The following is a 24716-nucleotide window of genomic DNA, read 5'->3' on the forward strand; positions in this document are numbered from 1 at the left end:
GTTCTCCTCAGAGACGCAGATCGGATTCGTCGGCAGCCAACACGTATTTGAGGTCGTACAGCACGTGTTCAGGCTTGCCCAAGGCGCGCAGTGCCTGTGCCCCCATCGCAGCAAACTGCTGGTGAGACACGGCCAAAATGATACCGTCGTAGGCACCCGCGGCCGGCTGATCGATCGGCGTCAGACCGTATTCGTGGTTGGCTTCGGCCGGATCAACCCAAGGGTCGTAGACGTCCACATCTATGCTGTACTCACGAAGTTCGCGCACAATATCCACCACCCGTGTATTGCGCAGATCAGGGCAGTTTTCTTTAAACGTCAGCCCCATCACCAGCACGTGTGAACCCTGCACCTGGATGCGGCGCTTGGTCATGGCCTTGACCAGCTGGGACACCACATAACCGCCCATGGAGTCGTTAAGCCGGCGGCCCGCAAGGATGATCTCGGGGTGATAGCCGATCGACTGCGCCTTGTGCGTCAGGTAGTAGGGATCGACGCCGATGCAGTGGCCGCCCACCAGGCCTGGGCGAAACGGCAGGAAATTCCATTTGGTGCCCGCCGCTTCAAGCACATCCAATGTATCGATGCCCAGCCGATTGAAAATCAGGGCAAGCTCGTTGATCAGGGCAATATTGACATCACGCTGGGTGTTTTCGATCACCTTGGCAGCCTCGGCCACCTTGATGGAAGACGCCTTGTGCGTGCCCGCCGTAATGATCTGACAATAGAGCGCATCCACCATGTCGGCAACTTCGGGGGTAGAGCCCGAAGTTACTTTGCGAATCGTGGACACCCGGTGCTGTTTGTCACCGGGATTGATGCGCTCGGGGCTGTAGCCCGCGTAAAAATCTACATTGAATTTCAGGCCCGACGTGGCCTCAAGCACCGGCACACAGACTTCTTCGGTGGCCCCGGGATACACCGTGGATTCGTAGATGACGATGTCACCGCGCTTGAGGATGCGGCCAATGGTTTCGCTGGCACGCTCCAGAGGGGTCAGGTCAGGCTGCTTGTATTGGTCGATAGGCGTGGGCACCGTGACAATGAAGACGTTGGCACTGGCAAGCTCGGCCGGATCAGCCGAATAATGCAGCTGCGTGGCCTCAGCAAGCTCGGGGCCGGAGACCTCGAGGGTATGGTCCTGACCAGCGCGCAGTTCTTCGATGCGGCGCGCATTGATGTCAAAGCCCAGCACGTCACGCTGCTTGCCGAATTCAACCGCCAGCGGCAGACCTACATAGCCCAGGCCCACAACGGCCAGGCGGACGTCCTGAATATTCATGCATTTCTCCCCGGCAAACATGCCGTAGTAATCGAAGGATTGTTAATCATGGCGGTCCCGGCGCCCAAGCGAGGGCAACAGCAACCAGCGGGGTCTGCGCCATGTGACCAGGCGCACATACAACCAGATATAGACCGCGGCAAAGACACCCATGCTGAGGCACAGTATCCAGGCGTTGTCCCACCACAAAGTGGCAGGCACCAGACCAATCAGGGCCAGCACCCACAGGTACGGGGATGTCATGGCGTTGCACAAGGCCGGTACGGCATGACGGCGGTCGCGGCTGAAGGTAATGCGCACCAGACGCCGGAAGACCAATTGGTGCAAATGCAGGGCATCAGGCTGATCCACCGGCACCCCGCGCTTGAACTTGCGCCGCCAGATTGAAAACAGAGTTTCAAAGACAGGATAAAACAACACTGCCAGCGCGTAAAAAGGCGATACACCGGGGTTGCGCACCACCAGCTGTACAGCCAGCTCGGCCAGCATAAACCCTAAAAAGTACGCGCCACCATCACCCAGAAATACCCGGCCGAAAGGGAAATTCCAGGCGAGAAAGCCCAGAGTGGCAGCAGCCAGCGCCGTGGAGATCAAAAAGATGGGCACATCCTGCACTTGCCACGCCACCAGCGCCAATGACACCGCCATCAGGGTGGCAATCATGCCCGCCAGGCCGTTCATGCCATCCACGATATTAAGCGCGTGCGTACATCCGCCCACAGCAATCATGGTGAACACCAGCGACACAATCGGCCAGCTGGAGAGGATGCTGTCGGCCCACGAGAGCCCGACGCGCGACACTCCGCCCAACAACCACCAGGCAATCCCCGCCGAGATAAAAGCCGCCAATAGGCGCTTGCCCGAGCCGATATCTTTGGTGATGTCTTCGAGGAGGCCGGCTACAAACACCGGTAAGGCCGCCACAAACAGGGCGGGCCATAGCCAGGTGAGCGTCATGTTGCGTGGCCCCAACACCAGCAAACCGGCCAGACTGCCGGCAACCAGCGCAAGCCCCCCTACCCGCGGCGCGGCACGTTTGTGCATTGCCTGGGGCTTGTGCATATCGGTGTCGCCCGTGAAACGGCCGTGCCAACGCTCGGACGCCACGATGAGACCACCCACCATGAAGGCCACTACCCCGATCAAGGGCCAGCTGAGTGATGCGGACAGACTGGAGGCGTTCAAGGCAATCCCGAATAGACAAAACGAGATTATCGACCAAATTTGTAACTTGTGCCGTTGCGACAAAGATACAGATGCAACAAAAGCAGAAACAAAACGCCTCCATCCCCTTGAAAACAGGGGATGGAGGCGCGATCAGGCGATGACCATCGACAGATATTTGACGACCAGGTATTCGTCCAAACCGTAATGAGAACCTTCACGCCCCAGCCCGGATTGCTTGACGCCACCAAACGGGACAGCCTCGTTGGAGATCAGGCCCGTATTGATGCCAACCATCCCGTACTCCAGCGCCTCGGCCACCCGCCAGACACGGCCAATATCCCGGCTATAAAAGTAGGCCGCCAGCCCATACTCGGTGTCGTTGGCCATCCGGATGACTTCGGCATCATCCGAGAACCGGAACAAGGGGGCCACCGGGCCAAAGGTTTCTTCGTTGGCCAGCATCATGGTGTCGCGTGCGTCTGCCAGCACAGTGGGCTGAAAATACGTGCCTCCCAGCGAGTGAGGCTTGCCCCCGGTTAGCACCCGCCCGCCCTTGGAGACCGCATCGGCGATATGCTCCTTGACCTTGGCCAGCGCCTTTTCGTCGATCAGGGGCCCCTGGGTGATGCCTTCATCCAGCCCATTGCCCACGCGCAGGCCTTCTACGGCCTTTACCAGCTTCTGGCTGAAGGCATCATAGACAGCATCCTGCACATAAAAGCGGTTGGTGCACACGCAGGTTTGGCCGGTGTTGCGATATTTGCTGGCAATGGCGCCTTCAACCGCCGCATCCAGATCGGCATCATCAAACACAATAAAGGGTGCGTTGCCGCCAAGCTCAAGCGAGAGTTTCTTGATGCTGGGTGCGCATTGCTTCATCAGCAACCGGCCGACCTCGGTAGAGCCGGTAAAGGACATCTTGCGCACCCGTTCGTTGGAGGTCATCTCGGCGCCGATCTCGGCAGAGTTGCCTGTCAGCACCGAAAACACACCGGCAGGCACGCCTGCCTCTTGCGCCAATACCGCCAGCGCAAGTGCCGAAAACGGCGTTTGGCCGGCTGGCTTGACCACCAACGGACACCCTGCCGCCAGCGCAGCACCCGCCTTGCGCGTGATCATGGAAGACGGGAAATTCCATGGGGTAATCGCCGCACATACGCCAACGGGCTCTTTGATCACCACCACGCGCCGGTTGGCGGCATAACTGGGGATCACATCACCATAGGCACGCTTGCCTTCCTCGGCAAACCATTCCAGAAACGCTGCACCATAGGCAATCTCTCCGAGAGACTCTTTAAGCGGCTTGCCCTGCTCGGCCGTCATGATGACGGCGAGATCCTCGGCGTTTTCTGTCATCAGCTCGAACCAGCGCCGCAGCACCGCCGCGCGCTCTTTGGCTGTCTTGACACGCCAACTCGCCCAGGCGCGCTCGGCGGCCTCGATGGCACGGCGTGTTTCGGCCGCGCCCATATAGGGCACCTTGCCGATAATTTCACCCGTGGCCGGGTTGTTGACGGTGATCACCTCGCCTGAATCTGCATCGCACCACCGACCATCCAGGTACGCCTGCTGACGCAGGAGATCGGGGTTTTTCAGTGAAAACATATCGATCCTCCGTGTTCATTGAATAGATAAACACTTTAGGTCATTTCAGATGTGGCCACCAAACAGACAAAAAAAAGCCCAAGATCCGAAGATCTTGAGCTAAATCCACCAAAGGAGGAGGGTGGAGGAGACAACCTGGGCATGTCGGGCTACGAAGGCCTGGGGCCTGAGCCGGTGATGTTGAGGGTTTTCCCGCTGCAATCACCTTGCGACATCCGATAATCAAATTATATAAACAGGTATTGTTGCGTTGCAAGAATTATTTGATGTCAATAGATGACAGCCATAGGTTTGTTGCTTTTTCAACACAAACTACGGGCAAACAAGGGTAATCCTTCTCCGCTTTTGGGCCCAATCATCAGATTCGATAGGCACTGGTGGTCATGACCTTGGACATCAGCCGCATCGCCCAACGTACCGGCGCCGGCAAGGGGGCGGCCCCGTGATGCTCTGCCGTGGCACGATGGCCGATCTCGTCATCGCGCATCTGGGTGACAACTTGCCTTGAACGATGGTCATGCTCGGGCAGCGTACTCAGGTGCCCATCCAGATGCTCCTCTACCTGACGCTCGGTCTCGGCCATAAAGCCCAGGTTATGGGGCACTCCTGCCCGGCTGGCCGCCAGGCCCAGGCCAAACGAACCCGCATACCACAGGGGATTCAGTATGCTGGGCCGGCTTTGAAGCTCGTCCAGGCGCTGACGGCACCAGGCCAGATGATCCACTTCTTCGGCGGCCGCCTGGTACAACACCGCGCGGATGCTCTCGTCGCGGCACAGCAAAGCCTGGCCGCGATACAAGGCCTGCGCGCAGATTTCACCCACGTGATTGACTCTCATAAGGCCCGCACTGTGGCGCGATTCGTCTGAGGACAGAGCTGGATCGTCTGGGTTCACAAGCCCAGCGGGATACGCGCGATCATGCGGTACGCTGCCATCAAGCACCTGCAAGGCGCGCCCGCCTTCGGCCAGCAACTGATCCAGGAAGGTGCGACGGCGCTGCCAAGGCCCTGAAGAAGTGGGAGAGGAAGTCATACAGCAATCCTTTTAACGACTCAGAAACCGCCAGATGGGCTTGAGTGCAACCAGCAGCCAACATGAGGGCAACACAATGGCCAGTGCAATCAGGCCACGCCCGGCCCAAATCTGATCATCCTGCAAGTATGCATTACACAGACGAATGGGCTGATCCAGATAGACCATCCCGACGATAGCACTCATCCAGCAAAAATTGCCCAAGAAGAACAGTTTGATGACGACATTGGCGCGGCGCACCGAAGCACTCAGCAAGCCGCCGCACAAGGGCAAGCCAATATACTTGAAAGCCGCCACACGCCAATCGACCAGCGCATCATCCAGTGCCTTGGGGATCATCCACCCCGCCCCCACCAGGCTGACAAACAACAGCCCCGGGATCCCGTAGGCGTTCCATGACCAACGGATCCGGCGCCCCGACGTGGGCTGCCACATTGGCCGCGGCTGTCTTTGGGCCGGCACCGGACCCTGTGCCGCGCCAGGCCCTATTGGGCTTGCCAACGCCGCCGAGCCCTGAAAGGCCGACGACTGCGCCTCGTGTACCGCCGGAGGGTTGATGGCAAGCTCTGCAAACAGGCCGGAGAGCACTAACAACGGGATCTGCACCAGCATGTGCAGACTCATCAGCGCAGTCAGGGCATCATGAAAGCCCAGGGCAACACCCGCGCAGGCCACGGCCGCCAGCAGACACGCTACCCGCTGCCCCTGGACAGTCATCAGGCTCTGCCCGATCTTCATGGTTGCCCCCCGGCACCCGGACTGGAAGCCGCACCGGGCACAGCTGCCAAGGCAGATTTGGCCGCCTTGAGCGCCCAACCCGGATCATCAAGATCCACGACCCGCACCAGCTGACCACCTGGTGTCACCACATGAAATGCCGCATTGTGCTCGAACTCACCCAGCGGGGCGGGCACCACAACGATCCCGAACAAATCCAGTATGGCCTTGCGCTGAATTGGGTCTTCAAGGGTATAAAACTGCCACACCTTTGGATCAGCCCCCATGCGCACCGAGTAACGTGCCAGATCCTGGGCATCGTCCCGAGGATCGAAGCTCAGGCTGATCAGGCGCAGCCTGTCTTGCAGCCCCTCGGCCTTGATGGCGTCTTGCAGACGCTCGGTCAGTGAGCCCTGTGCCAGACATAGAGAAATGCATCGTGCATAAAAAAAATTGACGATGGCGACTCGGCCATCGTCATGAAGCAATTGACGCAAGGAGTGCTGCTGGCCAGAATCCGCCAGCACCCGTGCTGAAGGAATTTCACGCGGGTGAACCTGGATATCCTGACGGCGGGCGGTTTCGGCGGTCAGGGCGGTGAACCCGTTGGTGAGGCCAAACAACACCCCCACCCCCGCAGCCAATGCAACAACCAGGGAAATCACCCACCGCATGACGAAACCGCCTGCTTACTTTTTCTCGAGCATGGGGCGGAGATCTTCGTCGCCTTTCCAGGGAGTGGTCTGGCCTTTGCTTTCTTCACGCACCTTGGCCACAAACGAGGCATCGATGGTGGACGCAGAATTACCAAAGCTGGTGCGCACGTGGCTGACAATGGCAGCGACTTCCTCGTCGGAGAACTTATCCTGGAAGTGCGGCATTTCGCCGTTGTACTTGACACCTTCGACCGTCAGCGGGCCATGGATGCCGTGCAGCACAATACGTACCATAACGCCCGGATCCTTGGCATCCACCCATTCGGATTTGGACAAGGGAGGAAATACACCGGGGATACCTGCCCCACTAGCCTGGTGACATGCCACGCAGTTGGCGGTGTACAGCTGGCCGCCATCGGCCTTGGCCGGCACGGCAAAATCAGCCATGACGCGGTCGTCACCCACAGAGGGAGGCATGGGAGTATAGGACGCATACAGATGCCAGACAGCCCACACCAGCAAAACGCCGATGATGGTCAGGACAAGCTTGGGGATCGGCCGGCTACCCTCGACAGGCTCGGGTTGCTCGCGACGCTGCTGCGTATATTTATTGCTCATTTCTTATCTCCTTCGGCCTTGGCTGCCGGCTGCTCTGGCAGCTTGGGAAGCTGGGCATCAGGATGAACCGGATACGTGTGATCCAGACCGATCAGATATGCCACAAGATCCAGTGCCTCGGGGGTGGCAACGACCACACGGCCATCGGCAGGGGCGTAGGCGGGCGGCAGATTGACCACCTTATCGCCGGCTTCGGCTTTGTCCTTGAGCTTGAACATGAACGGAAACGCCGGCATGTTGCTGCCCGGGGTATAGGCCCGGGGCTCGTAGAGGTGTCCGAGGTTCCAGTCGACACTGGGCTGGCGCGCACCGATATTGAAGAGGTCAGGCCCCGTACGCATCGTACCCAGGAGGTGAGGATGATCGTAGTAGTAGTCGCCGGCCACGGGTGCGCGGCCCCAGCCACGCTGGAAGTCGGGCGCCATTGACTGGCTGCGGGGTTGTTGCGAGTGGCAATAGACGCAACCCATCTCGATGTAAACCTGACGGCCGCGCAGTTGCTGCTCGGTGTAGGGCTTGAGGCCCTCGGAGGGCTGCACATCCGACAGCTGCATATAGGGCAGCACAACCAGAGTGGCCGTGGCCAGGGCGAGGGTCACCATCGCCCCACTAAGGAGTTTGTATTCGCTTTCCATGATCAGGCACCTGCAATCGCCTGAACTTCAGGCTGAGACTTACGTTTATGCAACAAGGCCGGGCCGACGCGATCGCGGCCATAGCGCAACGCCATCTGCACAAAGTGCACGGCAAACACCAGATGACCGAGGGTCATCAACGAGCCACCCACTGTGCGGGCTTCGAGATAGGGCATGGTGACCAGCACCGAATCCATGAACGGGCGGGCGGGATCCAGCATGGCAAGACCTTGCAACCAGCCACCGATGGACAGGCCAATAATGTAGATACCCATACCCACAACCACGAGCCAGAAGTGCACGATGATCAGCTTAGGATGCGGCCATTCCCAGGACATCACGCGGGGCATCACAAAATAGATAGCACCGAACATGACGATGGAGAAGAACGCATACAAGCCCAGGTGCGCGTGAGCCACCGTGAAGTGCGTGAAGTGAGCCACCCGGCTGACACTGCGCAGGGCTTCGAGAGAGCCCTCGAAGGAACTGACCGTGTACATCATGGCGCCCAGCACAATGAAGCGCAGCGTGGGCGAGTAATACATGGTTTTGAAGTGGCCACGCATGGTGAGGTGCTGGTTGACCGAGAAGGCCAGCACAGGGATGATCATCATCATCGACTGAACAATGGACAGCGAGATAAGCCAGTGCGGCACCGGCCCACCCACCAGGTGGTGCCCGCCCACCTGGCCATAAAAGAAGGCCAGCGCCCAGAACCCGATGAGCGACAGGTTGTAGGACTGAATGGGGCGGCCAATGATCTTGGGCAGAAAGTAATACACCGAGGCCAAGGCAATCGGGGTGTAATACAGGCCCAGCACGTTGTGGCCAAACCACCAGTTCATTGTGGCTTGCTCAACCCCAAAGTGCACGCCGGGCACCTTGCCCACGAGATACAGCACGGGAAACCAGAACAGCGCTGCGCCCATGTACCAGATGGACACGTACAGGTGATCAACCTTGCGGTTGCGCAGGGTGAACACCAGAGGCAATGCAATGAGTGAACCACCGATTACCAGCAGAATGCTGATTTGCCAGGGGATTTCGAGCCACTCGAGGCCGTCGTTGATGCCGGCGGCAATGGCACCCAACCCGGCAATGATGCCGGCGTTCCAGAGCATACAGCCCAGCAATGCAAAGCGGCCGCCATACAGGCGGGTTTTGAGCAAACGCGGCAGCACCCAGATGGCGATACCAAAGGCGGCCATCGGGCACCAGCCATAGGCCACCATATTAAGGTGCAGCGTGCGCGTGCGGCCAAAGGTAAGCCAGGCGTATTGGGTGAGGAACTCGGGGTTGTGCAGCTTGATGGAGCTGATCAGGCCAAACGTGGACGCGGCCACCAGCCAGACAATCGCACAGGACAGGAACACAAACGTCACATACGCTGTGGACTGGTCGGCCTCCATGCGCTCGGCGAGCTCGGCCTTGAGCTTGCCAGCCAGGGAAGGGTCGATGACAGCCTTGCCGCCGTCGGTAACAATCTGTTGCAGACCAGCCCGTTGCTCTGGTGTGGCAGAGGGGTCTTCAACGTGGCCGATTTCGCCTGTTGAGAAGATGACCCCGGCCGCAGCAGGGTTGTCATCAAACATGTTCCGACGCAAAGACCAGATAAAAACACCCAGCCCAGTGACGGACAAAATAAAGGTCATTAATAATACGGTGACGGTATCCACAGCGCTTCCAGTGAAGGACAATCGAAGCCCGATCTCGGGTATGGGCCCGGATCGGCAACGTGAGATTGTAGCGTTAGTTTTGATCTATGATAAATCTGCGAACTTACACAATACGTACAAACCCACATCCAATATGGGGGTTTCAGCCAGGCGTCAGGCGGCTCTTGGATGCTTTGAACTCTTAAACACAGGACTTGAAACAATGGAATGCACCCTAGACTGGCAAGGCCCTGGCAGCATGCTGTTTATCTCCAAAACCGGCAGCGGCCATGTGTTGGCAATGGATGGCGCCCCCGAGGGGGGCGGCCAGAACCTGGCGGCTCGCCCCATGGAAACTGTACTGACAGGTGCAGGTGGGTGCGCCGCCTACGATGTCGTGTTAATCCTCAAACGAGGCCGCCATGCCATCACGGGCTGCAGGGTTAAACTCACTGCCGAGCGTGCGGAAACCGAGCCAAAAGTTTTTACGGCAATCCACTTTGCGTTTCAGGTTACCGGCAAAGACCTGCCGCAATCGGCTGTAGAGCGCGCCGTCGAACTCTCCCATACCAAGTATTGCTCGGCTGTCGCCATGCTCGAAAAAACTGCCCGCATCACGCACTCGGTGGAAATCCTGGCTGCCTGAGCCTTTATCCACAAAAAGGCAAACGGACATGGCATTTTTCTGGATGTCGGGAGCACTGCCGGAACAATTGGATGTAAGTATGAAGCAATACCTCGAACTTCTTCAAGATATTCTCGACAACGGCGTGGCCAAGGGCGACCGCACCGGCACCGGCACCACTTCGGTGTTCGGCCGCCAGCTGCGGCACAATCTGGCCAACGGGTTTCCGCTGCTCACCACAAAAAAGTTGCACTTTAAGAGCATCGCCAACGAACTTATCTGGTTTCTCAGTGGCAACACCAATGTCTCATGGCTGCAGGCGCATGGTGTCAGCATCTGGAACGAGTGGGCCACCGAAGACAACGAGCTGGGCCCCGTGTACGGAAAGCAATGGACGGCATGGCCCACCAAAGACGGCGGCACCATCAATCAGATTGATTATGTGGTGAACACTCTAAAAAACAATCCCGATAGCCGCCGCATTCTGTTTCATGGCTGGAATCCCGAATACCTGCCGGACGAAAAAATCAGCCCCCAGGAAAACGCCCGGCAAGGCCGGATGGCCTTGCCGCCCTGCCATCTGCTGTATCAGTTTTATGTTGCAGAAGGCAAATTATCAGCGCTGCTTTACATCAGAAGCTCGGACAGCTTCTTGGGATTGCCGTACAACATCGCCTCGCTGGCTTTGCTGACACACATGCTGGCCCAACAATGCAATCTTGAGCCGCACGAAATCGTGGTCAGCCTGGGCGACCTGCATGCCTACTCCAACCACACAGAGCAGATCCACATGCAGCTGCAACGCAGTCCACGCACACTGCCCGCGCTGCGCATCAAGCGCAAACCAGACTCGATCTACGACTATGCGTTTGAAGACTTCGAGATCGTTGACTACAACCCATATCCGGGCATCTCTGCGCCTATTGCAGTCTAGAGACCAGAGCCCCCCACGCGTTGCAAGATGCGACGGGCACCTTCAATGACCGGCAGATCGACCATACGGCCATCCAGCCGGAAGGCGTACTCGCCGGTTTTCTCGGCGTGATCCAACACGCGCCGGGCCCAGTCGAGTTCTTCAGGCAGGGGCTGATATACCTGATGCACCATCTCTACTTGCTTGGGGTGGATGCACAGCTTGCCGCCGTAACCCATATCCCGTGCCAGCGTCGCTGATTGCCGTAAACCATCAAGGTCGGAGAAATCGGCAAAGACCGTGTCAATAGGATCGTCCAGGCCATGCATGCGACTGGCCTGCAGCACCTGAAAACGCACCTGATCCAGAACCTTCCCGGCCCCTTCGGTGTGTGGCCGAGTACCAAACTCGACCATCAAATCAAGAATGCCGAAGGTAAGACGCACCACACCGTTGGCCTCGGCAATTTTATCGAGCATCCGCAGACCCTGGGCAGACTCGATCACCGGGATCAGTGGCTTACCGGCCCCCGACACCTGATACACGTGATCGGCGGCCTGTGCCTTGGGCAGCATAATGCCCACCACAGACGGCAAGGAGCGGCACAGTGCGAGGTCGTCTTCAAACCAACGGGTTGTGCCGTCGTTGATACGTACCCAGACATGATCTTGCGGCGACTGTTGCGCATGGCGCGCCAGGGCCTCACGCGCCGCTTCTTTGGCGTCGGGTGCCACGGAGTCTTCGAGATCCACGATCACCGCATCCGCACCACTGGCGATGGCCTTGGAAAAACGCTCGGGGCGATTGCCCGGCACAAAAAGCGCAGAGCGCATCAAAGTTTCTTGCATGGTGTATCCCCCTTTAAACCAGGTCGATCAAGCCTTGGCAGCCACCCGCCGCGCAGCAATGCGTTGCTGCCACTCTTTGGGGCCGGTGGTGTGCACGGCACTGCCGCGCGCATCTACGGCTACCGTAACCGGCATGTCCTGCACACGGAACTCATAGATGGCCTCCATGCCGAGGTCTTCGAAGCCCACCACACGGGCTTCCCGAATGGCCTTGGACACCAAATAGGCGGAACCGCCCACCGCCATCAGATAAGCAGACTGATGCCTGCGGATGGCTTCAATGGCCTCCGGGCCACGTTCGGCTTTGCCAATCATGGCCAGCAGGCCGGTTTGCCCCAACATCATCTCGGTAAAGGCGTCCATCCGGGTAGATGTGGTGGGGCCGGCTGGCCCCACGACCTCGTCACGCACCGGGCTGACGGGCCCCACGTAATAGATGACTCGGCCAGCAAAATCAACCGGCAGGGATTCGCCTCGGGCCAGCATGTCCTGAATACGCTTGTGCGCTGCATCGCGGCCCGTGAGGATATGCCCGGACAGCAAGAGGCGCTCGCCGGGCTTCCAGGTGGCAACCTCTTGGGGCGTGAGCGTATCGAGATTAACCTGACGAGAGGCTTTGTAATCAGGTGTCCAGTGCACATCCGGCCACTCGGACAGTGGTGGGGGTGGAAGATCAGCCGGACCTGAACCATCCAGCACAAAATGCACGTGGCGCGTCGCCGCACAGTTGGGGATCATGGCCACGGGTTTGGATGCTGCGTGAGTGGCTGCCGTCTGGATCTTGACATCAAGTACGGTGGTAAGGCCGCCCAGGCCCTGGGCTCCAATCCCCAGGGCATTGACCTTCTGATAGAGCTCGATACGCAGTTCTTCGAGTTTGTTTTGTGGCCCGCGCTGAAGCAGCTCATACATGTTGATGTCCTGCATCAAAGACTGCTTGGCCATCAGCATGGCTTTTTCGGCCGTGCCACCCACCCCGATACCGAGCATGCCGGGCGGGCACCACCCTGCTCCCATTGTGGGCACGGTTTTCAGCACCCAATCCACCACCGAATCGTTGGGATTGAGCATGACAAACTTACTTTTGTTTTCTGAGCCACCGCCCTTGGCTGCCACCTGGATATCCACGGTGTTGCCTGGTACAAGCTCTACCTGCAAAACACAGGGGGTGTTGTCCCGCGTGTTGCGGCGGGTAAACAGGGGGTCATCGAGAATGGACGCCCGCAAGGGGTTGTCGGGATTGGTGTAGCCACGCCGCACGCCTTCGTCGCACAGAGCCTGCAAGCTTTGCTGCGTATCAAAGCGGACATCCATGCCGATTTTCATGAAGACGTTGACGATGCCGGTGTCCTGGCAAATGGGCCGGTGGCCTTCGGCGCACAGACGCGAATTGGTGAGGATCTGGGCAATGGCATCGCGCGCCGCCGGGCTTTCTTCAAGCTCGTAGGCTCGCGCCAAGTGATGAATGTAATCCAAAGGATGATAGATGCTGATGAACTGAACAGCATCTTCAATTGACTGGATCAGGTCGTCTTCGGAGATGGTGGTCATTATTTTCCTTTCCAGACAGGTGCACGTTTTTCAGCAAAGGCAGTTGCTCCTTCGTGGGCATCCTGGGAACTGAAGATATGCGCAATGCGTGGCCGCTGAAGATCAAACATGTCCTCGGGACGCCAGTTGCGCGATTGCGAGATGATGGCCTTGGCGGTTTGCACGGCCAGCGGGCCATTGGCAGCAATGGTGCGGGCCATGGCCAGCGCGGATTCAAGTGCCTGTCCCGGCTGGGCCAGGCGGTTCACCAACCCCAGTTGGTGCAATCGGCCAGCATCCAGGAAATCACCCGTCAGTACCGCCTCCATGGCCACATGATAAGGAATGCGTGCGGGCAGGCGCAACATACCACCAGACCCAGGCACCAGACCGCGTTTGACCTCAGGAACCCCAAATCTGGCGTCTTCAGCGGCAACGATCAGGTCGCAGGCAAGGGCGAGTTCGCAACCACCCGCCAGTGCGTAGCCTTCGACCGCGGCGATAAGCGGCTTTTTGGGCGGGCGCTCACACAAGCCGCCAAAGCCCCGATTGCCGACATAGGGCCGCTGTCCGGTGGCCGCAAATGCCTTGAGATCCATGCCCGAGCAGAAATGCCCGCCCGCGCCGGTGAGAATACCCAGACGCAAATCAGGATCGGCATCCAACTGATCAAGCCCAGCCGCCAGGGCCTGGGCTACCTCGAGATTGACTGCATTGCGGGCATGTGGACGATTCAGGCGCAGGATCAAAATCCCATCTTGTTGCTGCACCTCGAGGCACTCGCTCATGTGTTCTCCGACAAAGTGGATAAAATGGTCGTTTTGGGCGCAGCCAGCACTGTACCCGAGTTTCAGACAGAACCTTTGCGGATACCCCGCCACGCCATGCTTACATTCCAACAACTTATTTTATCCCTCCAGCAATACTGGGACAGGCAGGGCTGCACCCTGCTGCAGCCGTACGACATGGAAGTCGGGGCCGGTACTTCACACACCGCCACCTTTTTGCGGGCCATTGGCCCCGAACCCTGGCGCGCTGCCTACGTGCAGCCGTCACGCCGTCCAAAAGACGGCCGCTACGGCGACAATCCCAACCGTCTGCAACATTATTACCAGTTCCAGGTCGTGCTCAAGCCTGCTCCCCTCGACATCATCGATCTATACCTGGGCTCTTTGCGGGCATTGGGCATCGATCCCCAGCAGCACGACATCCGCTTTGTAGAAGACGATTGGGAAAACCCCACCCTGGGCGCCTGGGGGCTGGGCTGGGAGGTCTGGCTCAACGGAATGGAAGTCACGCAATTCACGTACTTCCAGCAAGTAGGCGGGCTGGACTGCAACCCGACCATGGGCGAGATCACCTACGGGCTTGAGCGCCTGGCCATGTATCTGCAAGGGGTTGAGTCTGTCTATGATCTGGTCTGGACACAGGCACCCGACGGGCGTTGCGTGTACTACCGCGACGTGTTTCACCAAAACGAGGTCGAGCAATCCACCTACAACTTCGAATACGCCGCGACACCCATGCTGTTTTCTCATTTCAACGATTACGAATCCGAGGCCAAACGTCTGATCGAAGTGCCACTGGCCCTGCCGGCCTACGAGGCCACGCTCAAGGCGGCTCACACATTTAATCTGCTGGATGCCCGCGGTGCCATCAGCGTCACCGAACGCGCCACCTATATCGGCCGTATCCGGGTACTGTCCCGCGCGGTGGCCCAGGCGTACTTTGATTCGCGCGAACGGCTTGGGTTTCCCATGCTGGAGGCACAGGCATGAGCACCCGCGACCTGATCCTCGAGCTGCTTACCGAAGAGCTCCCCCCAAAAGCGCTCGACGCCTTGGGCCAATCCTTTGCCGACAGCGTGCACAAAGTACTCAAGCAGCATCATCTGTTGGCTGCAGACTGCAGCTTTCAGGCCTATGCCACGCCTCGGCGGCTGGCCATCCACCTGAGCGCCGTGCTGGAACACGCCCCTGACCAGGCTTACACCGAAAAACTGATGCCCGCCAGCATCGGCCTGGACGCCCAGGGTGCCGCGAGCCCGGCACTGCTTAAAAAGCTGCAGGCCAAGAATCTGGCTCACCTGAGCCCCTCCGATCTCATCTCCCGCCACGACGGCAAGCAGGACATCCTGTACGCTGAAGGCACTGCCCCCGGCTCCTCTCTGGCCGATGGGCTGCAGCTGGCGCTGGATTACGCCGTCACGCACTTGCCGATCCCCAAGATGATGCAATATCAGCTGGCAGACGGACACACCAGCGTCAAGTTTGTACGCCCCGCGCATCATTTGCTGGCCCTTTTTGGCGATACCGTTGTGCCTGTTCAGGCACTGGGGCTGCAGGCCGACCGCATCACACGCGGACACCGGTTTTTGTGCCAGGAACCACTCAGCATTGCATCGGCAGACACCTGGGCACAGACACTACAGACGCAGGGCTACGTGATCCCCGGGTTTGCACAGCGGCGCGCCCGTATCGCCACGCAGCTGGCTGAATCCTCTGCCCAAATGAGCGCCACTATCGGACAATCTCCCGAAGCGGAGGCGCTGCTCGACGAGGTGACGGCTTTGGTCGAATGGCCCACCGTATACGTGGGCGAATTCGACGAAGGCTTTCTGGCTGTACCGCCAGAATGCCTGATCCTGACCATGCGTCTCAATCAAAAATATTTTCCCTTGTTTGATCCGGCCACAAACGCACTGACACATCGTTTCTTGATCGTCAGCAACATGCAGCCGGCAGATCCTTCGCATATCATCCAGGGCAACCAGCGCGTGGTGCGCCCACGCCTGGCCGACGCACAGTTTTTCTATCAGACCGATCTCAAAACACCTCTGGTCGACCGCGTGGCCGACTTGGCCCATAGCGTCTACCACAACAAACTGGGCACCCAGCTGCAACGCACCGAGCGTGTGCGCAAGCTGGCACGCTGGCTGGCGCCGCTGCTGGGCGGCGCACCCCTGGTGGCTGCCAAAGCTGCCATGCTGGCCCATGCCGACCTCGGCACCCAGATGGTGGGCGAGTTTCCAGAACTGCAGGGCATCATGGGTTCGTACTATGCCGCCCACGACGGAGAACTCCCCGAGCTTGTCCTGGCCCTGCGCAATCAGTACCAGATCCGCCTGGATCAGCCGGTATCCGCCGAGACACTGACGGCAGCCGTGTTGTTTATGGCAGAACGGGCCGAAACCCTGGTGGGCATCTGGGGGATCGGGCTGGCCCCCACCGGAGAGCGCGACCCCTACGGCCTGCGCCGCGCTGCGCTGGGCCTGATCAGCGCCTACGAGCAGCTCACCGCCGGCGGCTATCTGCGCGCCAGCGAAGACAGCCCCGCCCGCCTGGCCGCCCTGCTGGATGAAACCGCAGCAGGCTTTGCCCCGGGCATGCTGGCTGCCGGCACCGTCCCGGCCGTACTCGAATTCATCTACGAGCGTTACCGCAACCAGTTAGTCACGCATGCAGACCGCACCGCTGTGGATGCCGTCCTGGCCCTGCACCCGCCGCTGCATCAGGTTTCTGCCCGTGTCCAGGCCTGCATGGCCTTTGGCAACCTGCCCGAGGCCACCGCCCTGGCAGCCGCCAACAAGCGCGTCAGCAACCTGCTTAAGAAAGCAGATGGCACCTTGCCGGAATTTGATCCAGGCTTGCTGCGAGAACCTGCCGAACAGCAATTGGCGCAAACCATTCAGCAGCTGGCTCCGCAGGCTCAGGCACAACTTGCTGCCGGCAATTTTGCCGCTGGCATGGCGGTGCTAGCCCAGGCCCGTGGCCCTGTCGATCAATTCTTTACGGATGTCATGGTGATGGCCGAAGACACCGCGTTACGCAACAATCGCCTGGCCTTGCTCAAATCCCTGCACGGTCTGATGAACGAAGTCGCCGATCTCTCCAGGCTGGCACAGTGAAGCTCATCATTCTCGACCGCGACGGCGTCATCAATCACGATAGTGACGCCTTCATCAAATCGCCCGACGAATGGATCCCCATTCCCGGCAGTCTCGAGGCCATTGGCCGCCTCAGCCACGCCGGCTGGTATGTGGCAGTGGCCAGCAACCAATCGGGCATTGCACGCGGGCTTTTTTCCATGGAAACCCTGGGAACCATCCACGACCGCATGCGTCAAGCCGTGGCAGAAGCGGGTGGCCGCATCGACGCCATCTTCTTTTGCCCGCACGGCCCAGAAGACGGCTGCACTTGCCGCAAGCCCAAAGCGGGCATGCTGCACGATATCGCCCGGCGCCTGGATGTCTCTTTAAGCGAGGTTCCCTTGGTGGGCGACAGCCTGCGAGACCTGCAAGCGGCAGCCAGTGCAGGTTGCCACCCGTATCTAGTGCTTACCGGTAAAGGACGAGCCACCTGGAATCAATCCGGCACCAGTGGAGAGCTGCCTGCCGGCACCGAAGTACACGACGACCTGGCCGCGGTGGCCGATGCCTTGCTAAAGACCCAGTCATGACGTTTTTGAGATCCACCCTTTATATGGCCTTTTTGGTCATCACCGTGATCCCCTATGCCCTGTGCTGTGTGCTTTGGGCCCCACTACCCCTGACATGGCGCTACCGCCTGACGCTGGGCTGGCCACGGCTGGCCCTGTGGGGCGCGCGCTGGATCCTTGGCATCCGCTATCAGGTGCGCGGCACGGAGCACCTGCCCAAAGAAGGCCCGGCCATTATTTTGTCCAAGCACCAGTCCGCCTGGGAAACCCTTTATTTCGCGGTCAAACTGCCACGCGACGTGGTGTTTGTGTACAAGAAAGAACTACACCATGTGCCGTTTTTTGGCTGGAGCCTAGCACTGCTCAGCATGATCCCGATCAACCGGGCCAAGGGGCGTGAAGCCTTCGAACAAGTTGTACGCATTGGCAGCCAGCGCCTCAAAGAAGGTCGTTGGCCTGTGCTGTTTCCCGAAGGCACGCGTGTCGCCCCCGGCGAGGTGGGCCGCTACAAACAGGGCGGCACGATGCTGGCATGCAAGACAGGCGTTCCGGTGATACCGGTGGCACACAATGCAGGAGAACGCTGGCCGCGCAATGCGTTTATCAAGACGCCAGGCATGGTTACGGTCTCCTTTGGGCCAGCCATCGACCCCAAAGGCTATAACCCGGTAACCCTGAATAACGCAGTTCGTGACTGGATAGAAGCCGAAATGCGGCAGCTCAATCCAGAGCGCTATGACCACTGATGCACCACAACAATTAAGCTTGTTCGGCGCGGCACCCGCATCGCTACCAAAACGGCCCCGGGCCGGCGGAGAAAGCCCGCCGCCATCCACTTCCCCGCCCCCGGACAGCTCGCCTGCGCCACTTTTTGTGCTGACGCCACAGCCCTGGCTGCCACCCACGGGTTATCGGCGCAAGCTGCTGTTGCGCCCGGGAGAGCCGCTGGAGTACGGCCTACGACGCTCACACAGACGATCCATCGGCCTGACAATCCGCGACGCACACTTGCTGATCCAGGCACCGTCCTGGGCGAGTCAAAGCCAGATTGAAACCGCCATCCACACCAAGGCAGACTGGATCGACCGCAAGCTGCGGGCCGCGCAACAGCGCCTGGACGTGCTGGCCGTGCAGCCCGCCCAGTGGCGCAAGGGCGGCCACATCCCGTATTTGGGTGTGATGATCGAGCTGGCGCTGGACAGCGCCCGTACCCTGCATTTTTCGGGCAACCAGGCGAGTCCTGACCACCACGACCTGCTGTTTCTGCCTCTGCCTGATAACGCTGGCCCAAGCCGTATCCAGGAACGCACTCAAGGCTGGCTGCAAGAGCAGGCACGCCGGGATTTTGGTATCCGTCTGCAGGCCACGCTGGCGCGAGCCGGCCAAACCATTCTGGATTGGCGCCTCTCCAATGCGCAAGGGCGCTGGGGGTCTTGCTCCAGCACCCGGCGTATCCACCTGAACTGGCGTCTTATCCACCTGCCTTCGACGCTGATCGACTATGTGGTGGCACACGAAGTGGCCCATTTGACCGAGATGAACCACAGCCCGGCATTCTGGCGCGAGGTGGAGCACCTGTACCCGGACTTCAAGCAGGCGCGTGATGCCCTGGCGCAGCATCACCCAGGAAGCCTGCCGCTCTTTTAGGGGCCCGGCATCCCGCGCCAGGCACCTCAAAATATGCGTATGATAGGACAGTCCAAACGATCAAGGATGGCATCATGCGACTTCTTCACACCATGCTTCGCGTCGGCAATCTCGACCGCTCTCTGATGTTTTACACCGAGGTACTGGGCATGCAGCTGCTGCGTCGAAAAGATTACCCGGAGGGCCGCTTTACCCTGGCCTTTATCGGCTACCAAGACGAATCCGAAGGCGCCGTGCTCGAACTTACCCATAACTGGGATACCGAATCTTACGACCTGGGCGATGGTTACGGCCACGTAGCCATCGAGGTTGAAGACGCCTACGATACCTGCGCCACGATCAAATCCCGTGGTGGTCTGGTGGTGCGCGAAGCCGGCCCCATGAAGCACGGCAATACCGTGATCGCCTTTGTGCAGGATCCCGACGGCTACAAGATCGAACTCATCCAGAAGCAAGGCCGCGAAGACTAAACCCTGGTCTGGTCGGCATCCACACCCGTCAGGGCGTCGGCCAAATCCATAAACTGGTTTACCGTGAGCTCTTGGGGGCGTGCCGTCGGCGCGATCGCCAGGCGCTCCCAATCCAGCTGAGCCGCCCAGGCCCCCAAACTGCCACGGATCATCTTGCGGCGATGCTCAAAAACCCGAGACACCAGTTGCGCAAACAGCGCCGGGTTTTGCGGGGCACGGCGTTTGTCGGCCGCCAGCGGGCGCATGCGCACAATGGCAGACATCACCTTGGGAGGCGGGTCGAAGGCTGTGGGTGGGACATCAAACAGATGCACCATACGGTAGCGGGCCTGCAACATCACCGACAGCCGGCCATACTGGCTATCGCCTGGCCGTGCCACCATCCGATCGATGACTTCACGCTGCAGCATGAAATGCTGATCTTGTACCTGATCAGCCCATTGCATCAGATGAAACAACAGCGGGGTTGAAATGTTGTAGGGCAGATTACCCACGATGCGCAGCTTGGCAGGCTGTCGAGCATCTGCGTCAGACGCCGGAGCAGCTGATGCAGCCGTATCGCTTGCCAGCGGGCCGCACGCGGCCTGCAGTTCGGAAAAATCCACAGCCAGCGCATCGGCCTGGATGAGATGCAAGCGCTCATCAGGCCACTGCTGGCGAAGCCTGTGCGCCAGGTCACGATCAAGCTCGACGGCCACCAGGCGCTTGAGTCGGCCCAGCAACGGTGCGGTCAGGGCCGACAGGCCCGGGCCAATTTCTACCATGGTATCAGAGGGTAGAGGGTCGATCGCACGCACGATGGCATCCACGACGGATTCGTCGCTGAGAAAGTGCTGGCCAAATCGTTTGCGTGCCTGATGAGCCATGGGCTTAACGGGTTCCGCTTTGGGTATGGTCGAGCCGGTTATCGATATACGCCTGGCTGCGCAGCTGATCGAGCCAATCTTCGTAGGCCGGGCCAATGCGCCGCTGCACAAGCTCGCGGCGCGCCTGTATGCGACGGAACTCGGTTTCCATGTTTTTGCTGCGGCGGTCTTCAACTTGAATCAGGTGCCAGCCAAACGGTGTTTTGACAGGCTCGCTGACCTCACCCTTTTTAAGGTGGCCCATGGCCAACTCGAAGGCAGGCACGGTTTCGCCAGGATTCAGCCAGCCCAGATCGCCACCCTTGGGGGCGGAGGCGTCCTGGGAATAGCGCTTGGCGAGTTCGGCAAAGGATTCACCATGTTCGATTCGGTTGCGCAGGCCCTCGAGAATGGCACGGGCCTTTTCATCTGAAGTGACCTTATCAGTTTTGATCAGAATGTGGCGCGCATGCGTTTGCGTCACCATCATTGGGCCTGCGCCGGTATGGACAGGCGGCTGGGGCGCCGGCACAGGCGCCGGCTGCTGGACAGGTGCTTTTTTGGGTACCGGGCGCTGGGCGTAGCCGCGACGCAGAACCTTGAGAATATGAAACCCCCGACCGCTCTGGATCACACCACTGACACCGCCGGGCGGAATATCCTTGATGGTTCTGGCAAAGAGATCCGGCCAGTCTTTGAGCGGGCGTATGCCCATCTTGCCCCCCTCAAGGGCTTGAGGGCCGTTGGAGGATGCTGCAGCCAGGCCGGCAAAATCGGCTCCGGATTTAAGCTTGCGCAAAATGGCTTCGGCTTCTTTGCGCTTTTGAGCCACGACTTCGTTGGAAGCGTAATCGGGCACCTCGATGAGGATCTGCGCCACTTCGAAAAGCTCTGGCCCTGCGTTGGCCATCGCAGCACGCTGTGCGGCCACCTGCTGCTCTTGCTGCTGCCGGATCTGGGCTTCGTGTTGCTGCTGGATTTGCTGTTGCTGCCCTGCCGTCAGTGGCACGGGCACAGCCAGATCCTGGTGCGTCTGCAAAAACGCATCGATATCGCTATCACTGATACTGATGCGGTCTTCGACAAAGCGCTGGCGCAAGCGATCATCCTGAATCTGGGTGCGGATCTCGGACTGATACTGATCCCAATCCATGCCACTACGCACGATTTCATTTTTGAGCTGGTCGACCGTAATGCCGTTGCGCTGGGCAATCGATTGCACGGCCCTTTGCACCTGAGCGTCACTGACCTGAATACCCACGCGGGCGGCTTCCTGGTCTTGCAAGGCTGCATTGATCATTTGCTGCAGCACCTGACGCTTGAAAACGTCTTCTTGGGGCACAGGGATGTTCTGCGCCTTCATCTGCTGGCGCACCTGCACCTGTTTGTCGGCCAACTGGCTGAGTGTGATGACCTGCTTGTTGACGATTGCAGCGATGCCATCGACAAATTGCTGTGCCGGAGGCTGGGCATGGCTGCTTTTGGCCGCCTTGGCCGCCCCAGTTTGTGCAGCCGAGGCCACCGGCAGTGCAAGGCTGCTGCCCAGCACCAGGGCCAGAAAAAACATACCGGCGGGATGACGCATCATTCATACCTCTCGAAAACAGTTTTGTCAGGCGTGGACGGAGTGGTGGTTCTGAAACCGGTGATTCGGTCGGAGAGCAGGGACATGGGGTCGGTGCCCAGAGATCCCAAGCCGGTGAGCTCCAGCTGCAAAAACAGGGCTGTGTTGGTTTTTTCGGCGGATACGGCATAGCGCTGCAACACTGCGCGAGCCGCCCAACCGCCGTCACCCCGGTACTCGAGACCGACGATTGACTGCGTATTGCGTTTCTCGGCCAATGAGTAATCATAACGGCCCACGCCAAACCAGCGCCGCATGAGCGGCCACTGGGCCGTGAAACTGACCTGCTCGCGGGACTGCTGGTCTACCCCTGGGGGCAAGACCCGGTAAGGATCGGTGTAAAGATTGGGGTCGCGTTCGTAGCGATACGACAGCGACATGGTAGCCAGGCGCTTGGGCGTCCAACGCACGCCGGAGCTGAGCCGGTTGCGTTTTTGCGTGTCGTGATCAAACTGCCCATCGAAATACACCGAAAAATTATCAGTAAGTGCTGCCTTGGCCCCCAGCAGATAATCAGACTCTGTGGCCTTGCGGGCCGTCTGGCTAGGCAAGGTCACTTGCTGGTCGGCAAAATAAAAGCGTTGGGCCGCAGACAACGACAGGCGCTCGAAGCCCGTATCAGCATCCAGCCACCGGGTGGTAATGCCAGCCGTGAGCTGATTGGCATTGGCAATGCGATCCCAGCCACCACTGAAGATGTTTTCGTCGAAGGCCTGCTGGTAACTGAATGAGGCCATGCCGGTATCAAAAACCGGCAAGCCAGATTGATCGCGATAGGGCACGTACAAATAGTAAAGACGCGGCTCTAAGGTTTGCACTGCAGCGTTGCCAAAAAAACTGCTGTCACGCTCCAGCGTAAGGCCCATATCCAGAGAAGCAATCGGCAATACCCGCGACTGACTGTTTGGCTGGCCGAGAAGCTCTGGCGGCAAGCCCTGGATGGAATCGTAGAACCAGTCGGTTTCGTACTGGCTCATGTGCAGGCCTATCTTGGGGGTGAGATAGGCGCCTGGCAAGATAAATGGCCGCGCAATGGATGTATAGGAGGTCATCCGCGTACCATTGGGCATCAGCCGACGGCCCGATTGCTGGGGAAAGGCATCGCCCTGGTAAATAGGCGCCACAAACCGCGTGACGTAATTATCCGACACCACATCGAAGCCGTTCCAGCCATAGTGCTGGGCACGAAAGTGAAACTCGGGCAATTTATCGTAGGGCGGCGCTAAAAACGAACCCGTGCTGTCTTGCAGGGTCTGGTAACGATAAAACTGCAAGGAGCTGCTGAAATGCGGGCCTCCCGACCAGGTAAGCAAGGCCTGGCTGGGCATATAGGTAATGGCTGCATCCGACAATCCAAACGAAGAGAAATCCCGAAAATAATCATCATCCGACACCCGGCGGGCGTCAAGATAGGCCTGCAGGCCACCGCCCAGGCTTCGCGTGTGCTGCACCGAATACATCCAGCGTTTATCGTCCGTCTGACGATCACGCATGATGTAGGTGCCAAAGAGCTCGGTGTGCGAGCGTGTGCCCAGATGACGAACTTCGGTACCCAGCAACAGGCCGCGCTTGCTCAGGTAGCGCGGCAGCAGCGTGGCATCGTAATTGGGCGCAAGATTCAAGTAATACGGTGTGGTGATCTCGATACCGGCGTTGCTGGAGGTGCCGTAGGTAGGCACGAGAAACCCGCTTTTTCGATCTTTGCCCAGGGGAAACGTCAGATAGGGCGAATACAAAATCGGCACACCCTTGAAACGCAGCACACCATTGCGCGCCACACCCTCGTTTTCATCAAGATACAGATCCACCTTGCTGGCATCGATCCACCACGCGGCATCACGGCCATGCCAGCCGGTGTAGTGCACTTCGTGCAGCCGCATATGCTGGCGCCCAAGGACTTCTGCTTCCTGGGCCTGACCATGGCCTGCGGTGGCCCCCAGCCAGAAATCGGGCGCCTGAACGATGCCTTGTTCTGTTTGGGTGTTGAACTGAACGTGTGGGCCCTTGATGATATTACCGTCGCGCATCAGCAAGCCCCGACCACGCACTTCGACGTCTCCGGTGTTGGGGTTGTAATCAATGCGGTCGCCCTTGATGACGCCATCGAGACGGCGCACCTGCGCATCGCCCTGCACAGATACCCGACCGTCGGTGTGACGGGTAAGGTCGTCGCCGATAATAAAAGCGGGCAAACGATCATCGGGCAAGCCGGAATGCAGCCTCAGGCTGCTGACTGTGCGCATGGACTCTGCTTGCGCCGACGAATCCGCCTGAACCACGGGAGCAGACAGAAGAGCACTCAGGAGAATGATGCGGCTGATCCAATGCACGAAGACCCGGCCCCTTTAAAAGAGAAGACACAATAACTGATCTGCGCACCACTTTGACCAGCGACCCAGTATTATAGAG

The 24716-nt window shown here is 59.2% G+C and carries 23 protein-coding genes; 8 read left to right on the top strand and 15 right to left on the bottom strand.

Annotated features, from left to right (window positions below; genetic code table 11):
- Nucleotides 1-7: 7 nt before the first annotated feature.
- The 9 genes from tviB to WA928_RS02875 all read right to left on the bottom strand — a co-directional run bounded on the left by tviB (nucleotide 8) and on the right by WA928_RS02875 (nucleotide 9389).
- Nucleotides 8-1282, bottom strand: coding sequence for a Vi polysaccharide biosynthesis UDP-N-acetylglucosamine C-6 dehydrogenase TviB (tviB, locus tag WA928_RS02835; RefSeq protein ID WP_424299233.1), 1275 nt, complete (start codon nucleotides 1280-1282; stop codon nucleotides 8-10).
- Nucleotides 1283-1324: 42 nt separating this feature from the next.
- Nucleotides 1325-2407, bottom strand: a complete 1083-nt coding sequence (locus tag WA928_RS02840; protein WP_424299609.1) for an MraY family glycosyltransferase — start codon at nucleotides 2405-2407, stop codon at nucleotides 1325-1327.
- Nucleotides 2408-2599: 192 nt separating this feature from the next.
- Nucleotides 2600-4054 carry an NADP-dependent succinate-semialdehyde dehydrogenase gene (gabD, locus tag WA928_RS02845; protein ID WP_424299236.1) on the bottom strand — a complete coding sequence of 485 codons (1455 nt, stop codon included), beginning with the start codon at nucleotides 4052-4054 and terminating at the stop codon, nucleotides 2600-2602.
- Nucleotides 4055-4412: 358 nt separating this feature from the next.
- Entirely contained in the window at nucleotides 4413-5087 is a 675-nt protein-coding gene (gene coq7 / locus WA928_RS02850; protein WP_424299239.1) for a 2-polyprenyl-3-methyl-6-methoxy-1,4-benzoquinone monooxygenase, read from the bottom strand.
- A 12-nt stretch (nucleotides 5088-5099) separates the two neighbouring features.
- On the bottom strand, nucleotides 5100-5825 hold the full coding sequence (locus WA928_RS02855) for a hypothetical protein (protein WP_424299242.1): 726 nt from the start codon (nucleotides 5823-5825) through the stop codon (nucleotides 5100-5102).
- Nucleotides 5822-6478, bottom strand: a complete 657-nt coding sequence (locus tag WA928_RS02860) for an SCO family protein (RefSeq protein WP_424299245.1) — start codon at nucleotides 6476-6478, stop codon at nucleotides 5822-5824. Before WA928_RS02860 ends, WA928_RS02855 begins: the two co-directional genes overlap by 4 nt.
- Before the next feature lie 15 nt (nucleotides 6479-6493).
- Complete coding sequence (locus tag WA928_RS02865) at nucleotides 6494-7078, bottom strand: c-type cytochrome (RefSeq protein WP_424299248.1); 585 nt, start codon at nucleotides 7076-7078, stop codon at nucleotides 6494-6496.
- The gene (locus WA928_RS02870; RefSeq protein WP_350379787.1) at nucleotides 7075-7713 is read right to left on the bottom strand and encodes a cbb3-type cytochrome c oxidase subunit II; all 639 of its coding nucleotides are present in this window, start codon (nucleotides 7711-7713) and stop codon (nucleotides 7075-7077) included. Before WA928_RS02870 ends, WA928_RS02865 begins: the two co-directional genes overlap by 4 nt.
- A 2-nt stretch (nucleotides 7714-7715) precedes the next feature.
- On the bottom strand, nucleotides 7716-9389 hold the full coding sequence (locus tag WA928_RS02875) for a cbb3-type cytochrome c oxidase subunit I (RefSeq protein WP_424299251.1): 1674 nt from the start codon (nucleotides 9387-9389) through the stop codon (nucleotides 7716-7718).
- A 202-nt stretch (nucleotides 9390-9591) separates the two neighbouring features.
- On the opposite strand from WA928_RS02875, the gene WA928_RS02880 reads away from it, so the two are divergent.
- Both WA928_RS02880 and WA928_RS02885 read left to right on the top strand, forming a co-directional pair.
- Nucleotides 9592-10014, top strand: a complete 423-nt coding sequence (locus tag WA928_RS02880; RefSeq protein ID WP_424299254.1) for an OsmC family protein — start codon at nucleotides 9592-9594, stop codon at nucleotides 10012-10014.
- A 79-nt stretch (nucleotides 10015-10093) separates the two neighbouring features.
- Nucleotides 10094-10927 (top strand): thymidylate synthase, encoded by an 834-nt coding sequence (locus tag WA928_RS02885; RefSeq protein ID WP_424299612.1) that lies wholly within the window; start codon nucleotides 10094-10096, stop codon nucleotides 10925-10927.
- Here WA928_RS02885 and WA928_RS02890 read toward each other — a convergent pair.
- From WA928_RS02890 to WA928_RS02900, 3 genes are read right to left on the bottom strand one after another with little or no spacing between them, the layout of a single operon-like run.
- The gene (locus tag WA928_RS02890; protein ID WP_424299257.1) at nucleotides 10924-11754 is read right to left on the bottom strand and encodes an HpcH/HpaI aldolase/citrate lyase family protein; all 831 of its coding nucleotides are present in this window, start codon (nucleotides 11752-11754) and stop codon (nucleotides 10924-10926) included. The genes WA928_RS02885 and WA928_RS02890 overlap by 4 nt on opposite strands.
- A 27-nt stretch (nucleotides 11755-11781) precedes the next feature.
- A complete protein-coding gene (locus WA928_RS02895; protein ID WP_417275916.1) occupies nucleotides 11782-13305 on the bottom strand; it encodes a fumarate hydratase in 1524 nt (507 codons plus the stop codon).
- Nucleotides 13305-14072: a crotonase/enoyl-CoA hydratase family protein gene (locus WA928_RS02900; protein WP_424299260.1), complete on the bottom strand. Its 768-nt coding sequence runs from the start codon at nucleotides 14070-14072 to the stop codon at nucleotides 13305-13307. The genes WA928_RS02895 and WA928_RS02900 overlap by 1 nt, the downstream gene beginning before the upstream one ends.
- Before the next feature lie 96 nt (nucleotides 14073-14168).
- Here WA928_RS02900 and glyQ point away from each other — a divergent pair, with 96 nt between their 5' ends.
- The 6 genes from glyQ (at nucleotide 14169) to gloA (ending at nucleotide 19838) form a co-directional block, all read left to right on the top strand.
- Complete coding sequence (glyQ, locus tag WA928_RS02905) at nucleotides 14169-15062, top strand: glycine--tRNA ligase subunit alpha (protein WP_350380223.1); 894 nt, start codon at nucleotides 14169-14171, stop codon at nucleotides 15060-15062.
- Nucleotides 15059-17191 (top strand): glycine--tRNA ligase subunit beta, encoded by a 2133-nt coding sequence (glyS, locus tag WA928_RS02910; protein ID WP_424299264.1) that lies wholly within the window; start codon nucleotides 15059-15061, stop codon nucleotides 17189-17191. The genes glyQ and glyS overlap by 4 nt, the downstream gene beginning before the upstream one ends.
- Nucleotides 17188-17742 (top strand): D-glycero-beta-D-manno-heptose 1,7-bisphosphate 7-phosphatase, encoded by a 555-nt coding sequence (gene gmhB, locus WA928_RS02915; RefSeq protein WP_417275913.1) that lies wholly within the window; start codon nucleotides 17188-17190, stop codon nucleotides 17740-17742. The genes glyS and gmhB overlap by 4 nt, the downstream gene beginning before the upstream one ends.
- Nucleotides 17739-18467: a lysophospholipid acyltransferase family protein gene (locus WA928_RS02920; RefSeq protein ID WP_424299267.1), complete on the top strand. Its 729-nt coding sequence runs from the start codon at nucleotides 17739-17741 to the stop codon at nucleotides 18465-18467. Before gmhB ends, WA928_RS02920 begins: the two co-directional genes overlap by 4 nt.
- Entirely contained in the window at nucleotides 18457-19368 is a 912-nt protein-coding gene (locus tag WA928_RS02925; protein ID WP_424299270.1) for a M48 family metallopeptidase, read from the top strand. Before WA928_RS02920 ends, WA928_RS02925 begins: the two co-directional genes overlap by 11 nt.
- 74 nt (nucleotides 19369-19442) lie before the next feature.
- Nucleotides 19443-19838 (top strand): lactoylglutathione lyase, encoded by a 396-nt coding sequence (gene gloA, locus WA928_RS02930; RefSeq protein WP_350379805.1) that lies wholly within the window; start codon nucleotides 19443-19445, stop codon nucleotides 19836-19838.
- Here gloA and rsmA read toward each other — a convergent pair.
- Genes rsmA through WA928_RS02945 form a run of 3 tightly spaced genes read right to left on the bottom strand, consistent with a single transcriptional unit; the run spans nucleotide 19835 to nucleotide 24637 of the window.
- On the bottom strand, nucleotides 19835-20704 hold the full coding sequence (gene rsmA / locus WA928_RS02935; RefSeq protein WP_424299273.1) for a 16S rRNA (adenine(1518)-N(6)/adenine(1519)-N(6))-dimethyltransferase RsmA: 870 nt from the start codon (nucleotides 20702-20704) through the stop codon (nucleotides 19835-19837). The genes gloA and rsmA overlap by 4 nt on opposite strands.
- 4 nt (nucleotides 20705-20708) lie before the next feature.
- A complete protein-coding gene (locus WA928_RS02940; RefSeq protein ID WP_424299276.1) occupies nucleotides 20709-22271 on the bottom strand; it encodes a peptidylprolyl isomerase in 1563 nt (520 codons plus the stop codon).
- On the bottom strand, nucleotides 22268-24637 hold the full coding sequence (locus WA928_RS02945) for an LPS-assembly protein LptD (RefSeq protein ID WP_424299279.1): 2370 nt from the start codon (nucleotides 24635-24637) through the stop codon (nucleotides 22268-22270). Before WA928_RS02945 ends, WA928_RS02940 begins: the two co-directional genes overlap by 4 nt.
- Nucleotides 24638-24716: the final 79 nt, after the last annotated feature.

The sequence above is a fragment of the Castellaniella sp. genome, from assembly GCF_049651205.1.
Lineage (GTDB): Bacteria > Pseudomonadota > Gammaproteobacteria > Burkholderiales > Burkholderiaceae_B > Castellaniella.

Excerpts from the sequence above, each read along its gene's own strand:
- tviB (WP_424299233.1), bottom strand. The coding sequence starts at position 1,282 with ATGAATATTCAGGACGTCCGCCTGGCCGTTGTGGGCCTGGGCTATGTA.
- WA928_RS02840 (WP_424299609.1), bottom strand. The coding sequence starts at position 2,407 with ATGGTGGGTGGTCTCATCGTGGCGTCCGAGCGTTGGCACGGCCGTTTC.
- gabD (WP_424299236.1), bottom strand. The coding sequence starts at position 4,054 with ATGTTTTCACTGAAAAACCCCGATCTCCTGCGTCAGCAGGCGTACCTG.
- coq7 (WP_424299239.1), bottom strand. The coding sequence starts at position 5,087 with ATGACTTCCTCTCCCACTTCTTCAGGGCCTTGGCAGCGCCGTCGCACC.
- WA928_RS02855 (WP_424299242.1), bottom strand. The coding sequence starts at position 5,825 with ATGAAGATCGGGCAGAGCCTGATGACTGTCCAGGGGCAGCGGGTAGCG.
- WA928_RS02860 (WP_424299245.1), bottom strand. The coding sequence starts at position 6,478 with ATGCGGTGGGTGATTTCCCTGGTTGTTGCATTGGCTGCGGGGGTGGGG.
- WA928_RS02865 (WP_424299248.1), bottom strand. The coding sequence starts at position 7,078 with ATGAGCAATAAATATACGCAGCAGCGTCGCGAGCAACCCGAGCCTGTC.
- WA928_RS02870 (WP_350379787.1), bottom strand. The coding sequence starts at position 7,713 with ATGGAAAGCGAATACAAACTCCTTAGTGGGGCGATGGTGACCCTCGCC.
- WA928_RS02880 (WP_424299254.1), top strand. The coding sequence starts at position 9,592 with ATGGAATGCACCCTAGACTGGCAAGGCCCTGGCAGCATGCTGTTTATC.
- WA928_RS02885 (WP_424299612.1), top strand. The coding sequence starts at position 10,094 with ATGAAGCAATACCTCGAACTTCTTCAAGATATTCTCGACAACGGCGTG.
- WA928_RS02890 (WP_424299257.1), bottom strand. The coding sequence starts at position 11,754 with ATGCAAGAAACTTTGATGCGCTCTGCGCTTTTTGTGCCGGGCAATCGC.
- WA928_RS02895 (WP_417275916.1), bottom strand. The coding sequence starts at position 13,305 with ATGACCACCATCTCCGAAGACGACCTGATCCAGTCAATTGAAGATGCT.
- WA928_RS02900 (WP_424299260.1), bottom strand. The coding sequence starts at position 14,072 with ATGAGCGAGTGCCTCGAGGTGCAGCAACAAGATGGGATTTTGATCCTG.
- glyQ (WP_350380223.1), top strand. The coding sequence starts at position 14,169 with ATGCTTACATTCCAACAACTTATTTTATCCCTCCAGCAATACTGGGAC.
- glyS (WP_424299264.1), top strand. The coding sequence starts at position 15,059 with ATGAGCACCCGCGACCTGATCCTCGAGCTGCTTACCGAAGAGCTCCCC.
- WA928_RS02920 (WP_424299267.1), top strand. The coding sequence starts at position 17,739 with ATGACGTTTTTGAGATCCACCCTTTATATGGCCTTTTTGGTCATCACC.
- WA928_RS02925 (WP_424299270.1), top strand. The coding sequence starts at position 18,457 with ATGACCACTGATGCACCACAACAATTAAGCTTGTTCGGCGCGGCACCC.
- gloA (WP_350379805.1), top strand. The coding sequence starts at position 19,443 with ATGCGACTTCTTCACACCATGCTTCGCGTCGGCAATCTCGACCGCTCT.
- rsmA (WP_424299273.1), bottom strand. The coding sequence starts at position 20,704 with ATGGCTCATCAGGCACGCAAACGATTTGGCCAGCACTTTCTCAGCGAC.
- WA928_RS02940 (WP_424299276.1), bottom strand. The coding sequence starts at position 22,271 with ATGATGCGTCATCCCGCCGGTATGTTTTTTCTGGCCCTGGTGCTGGGC.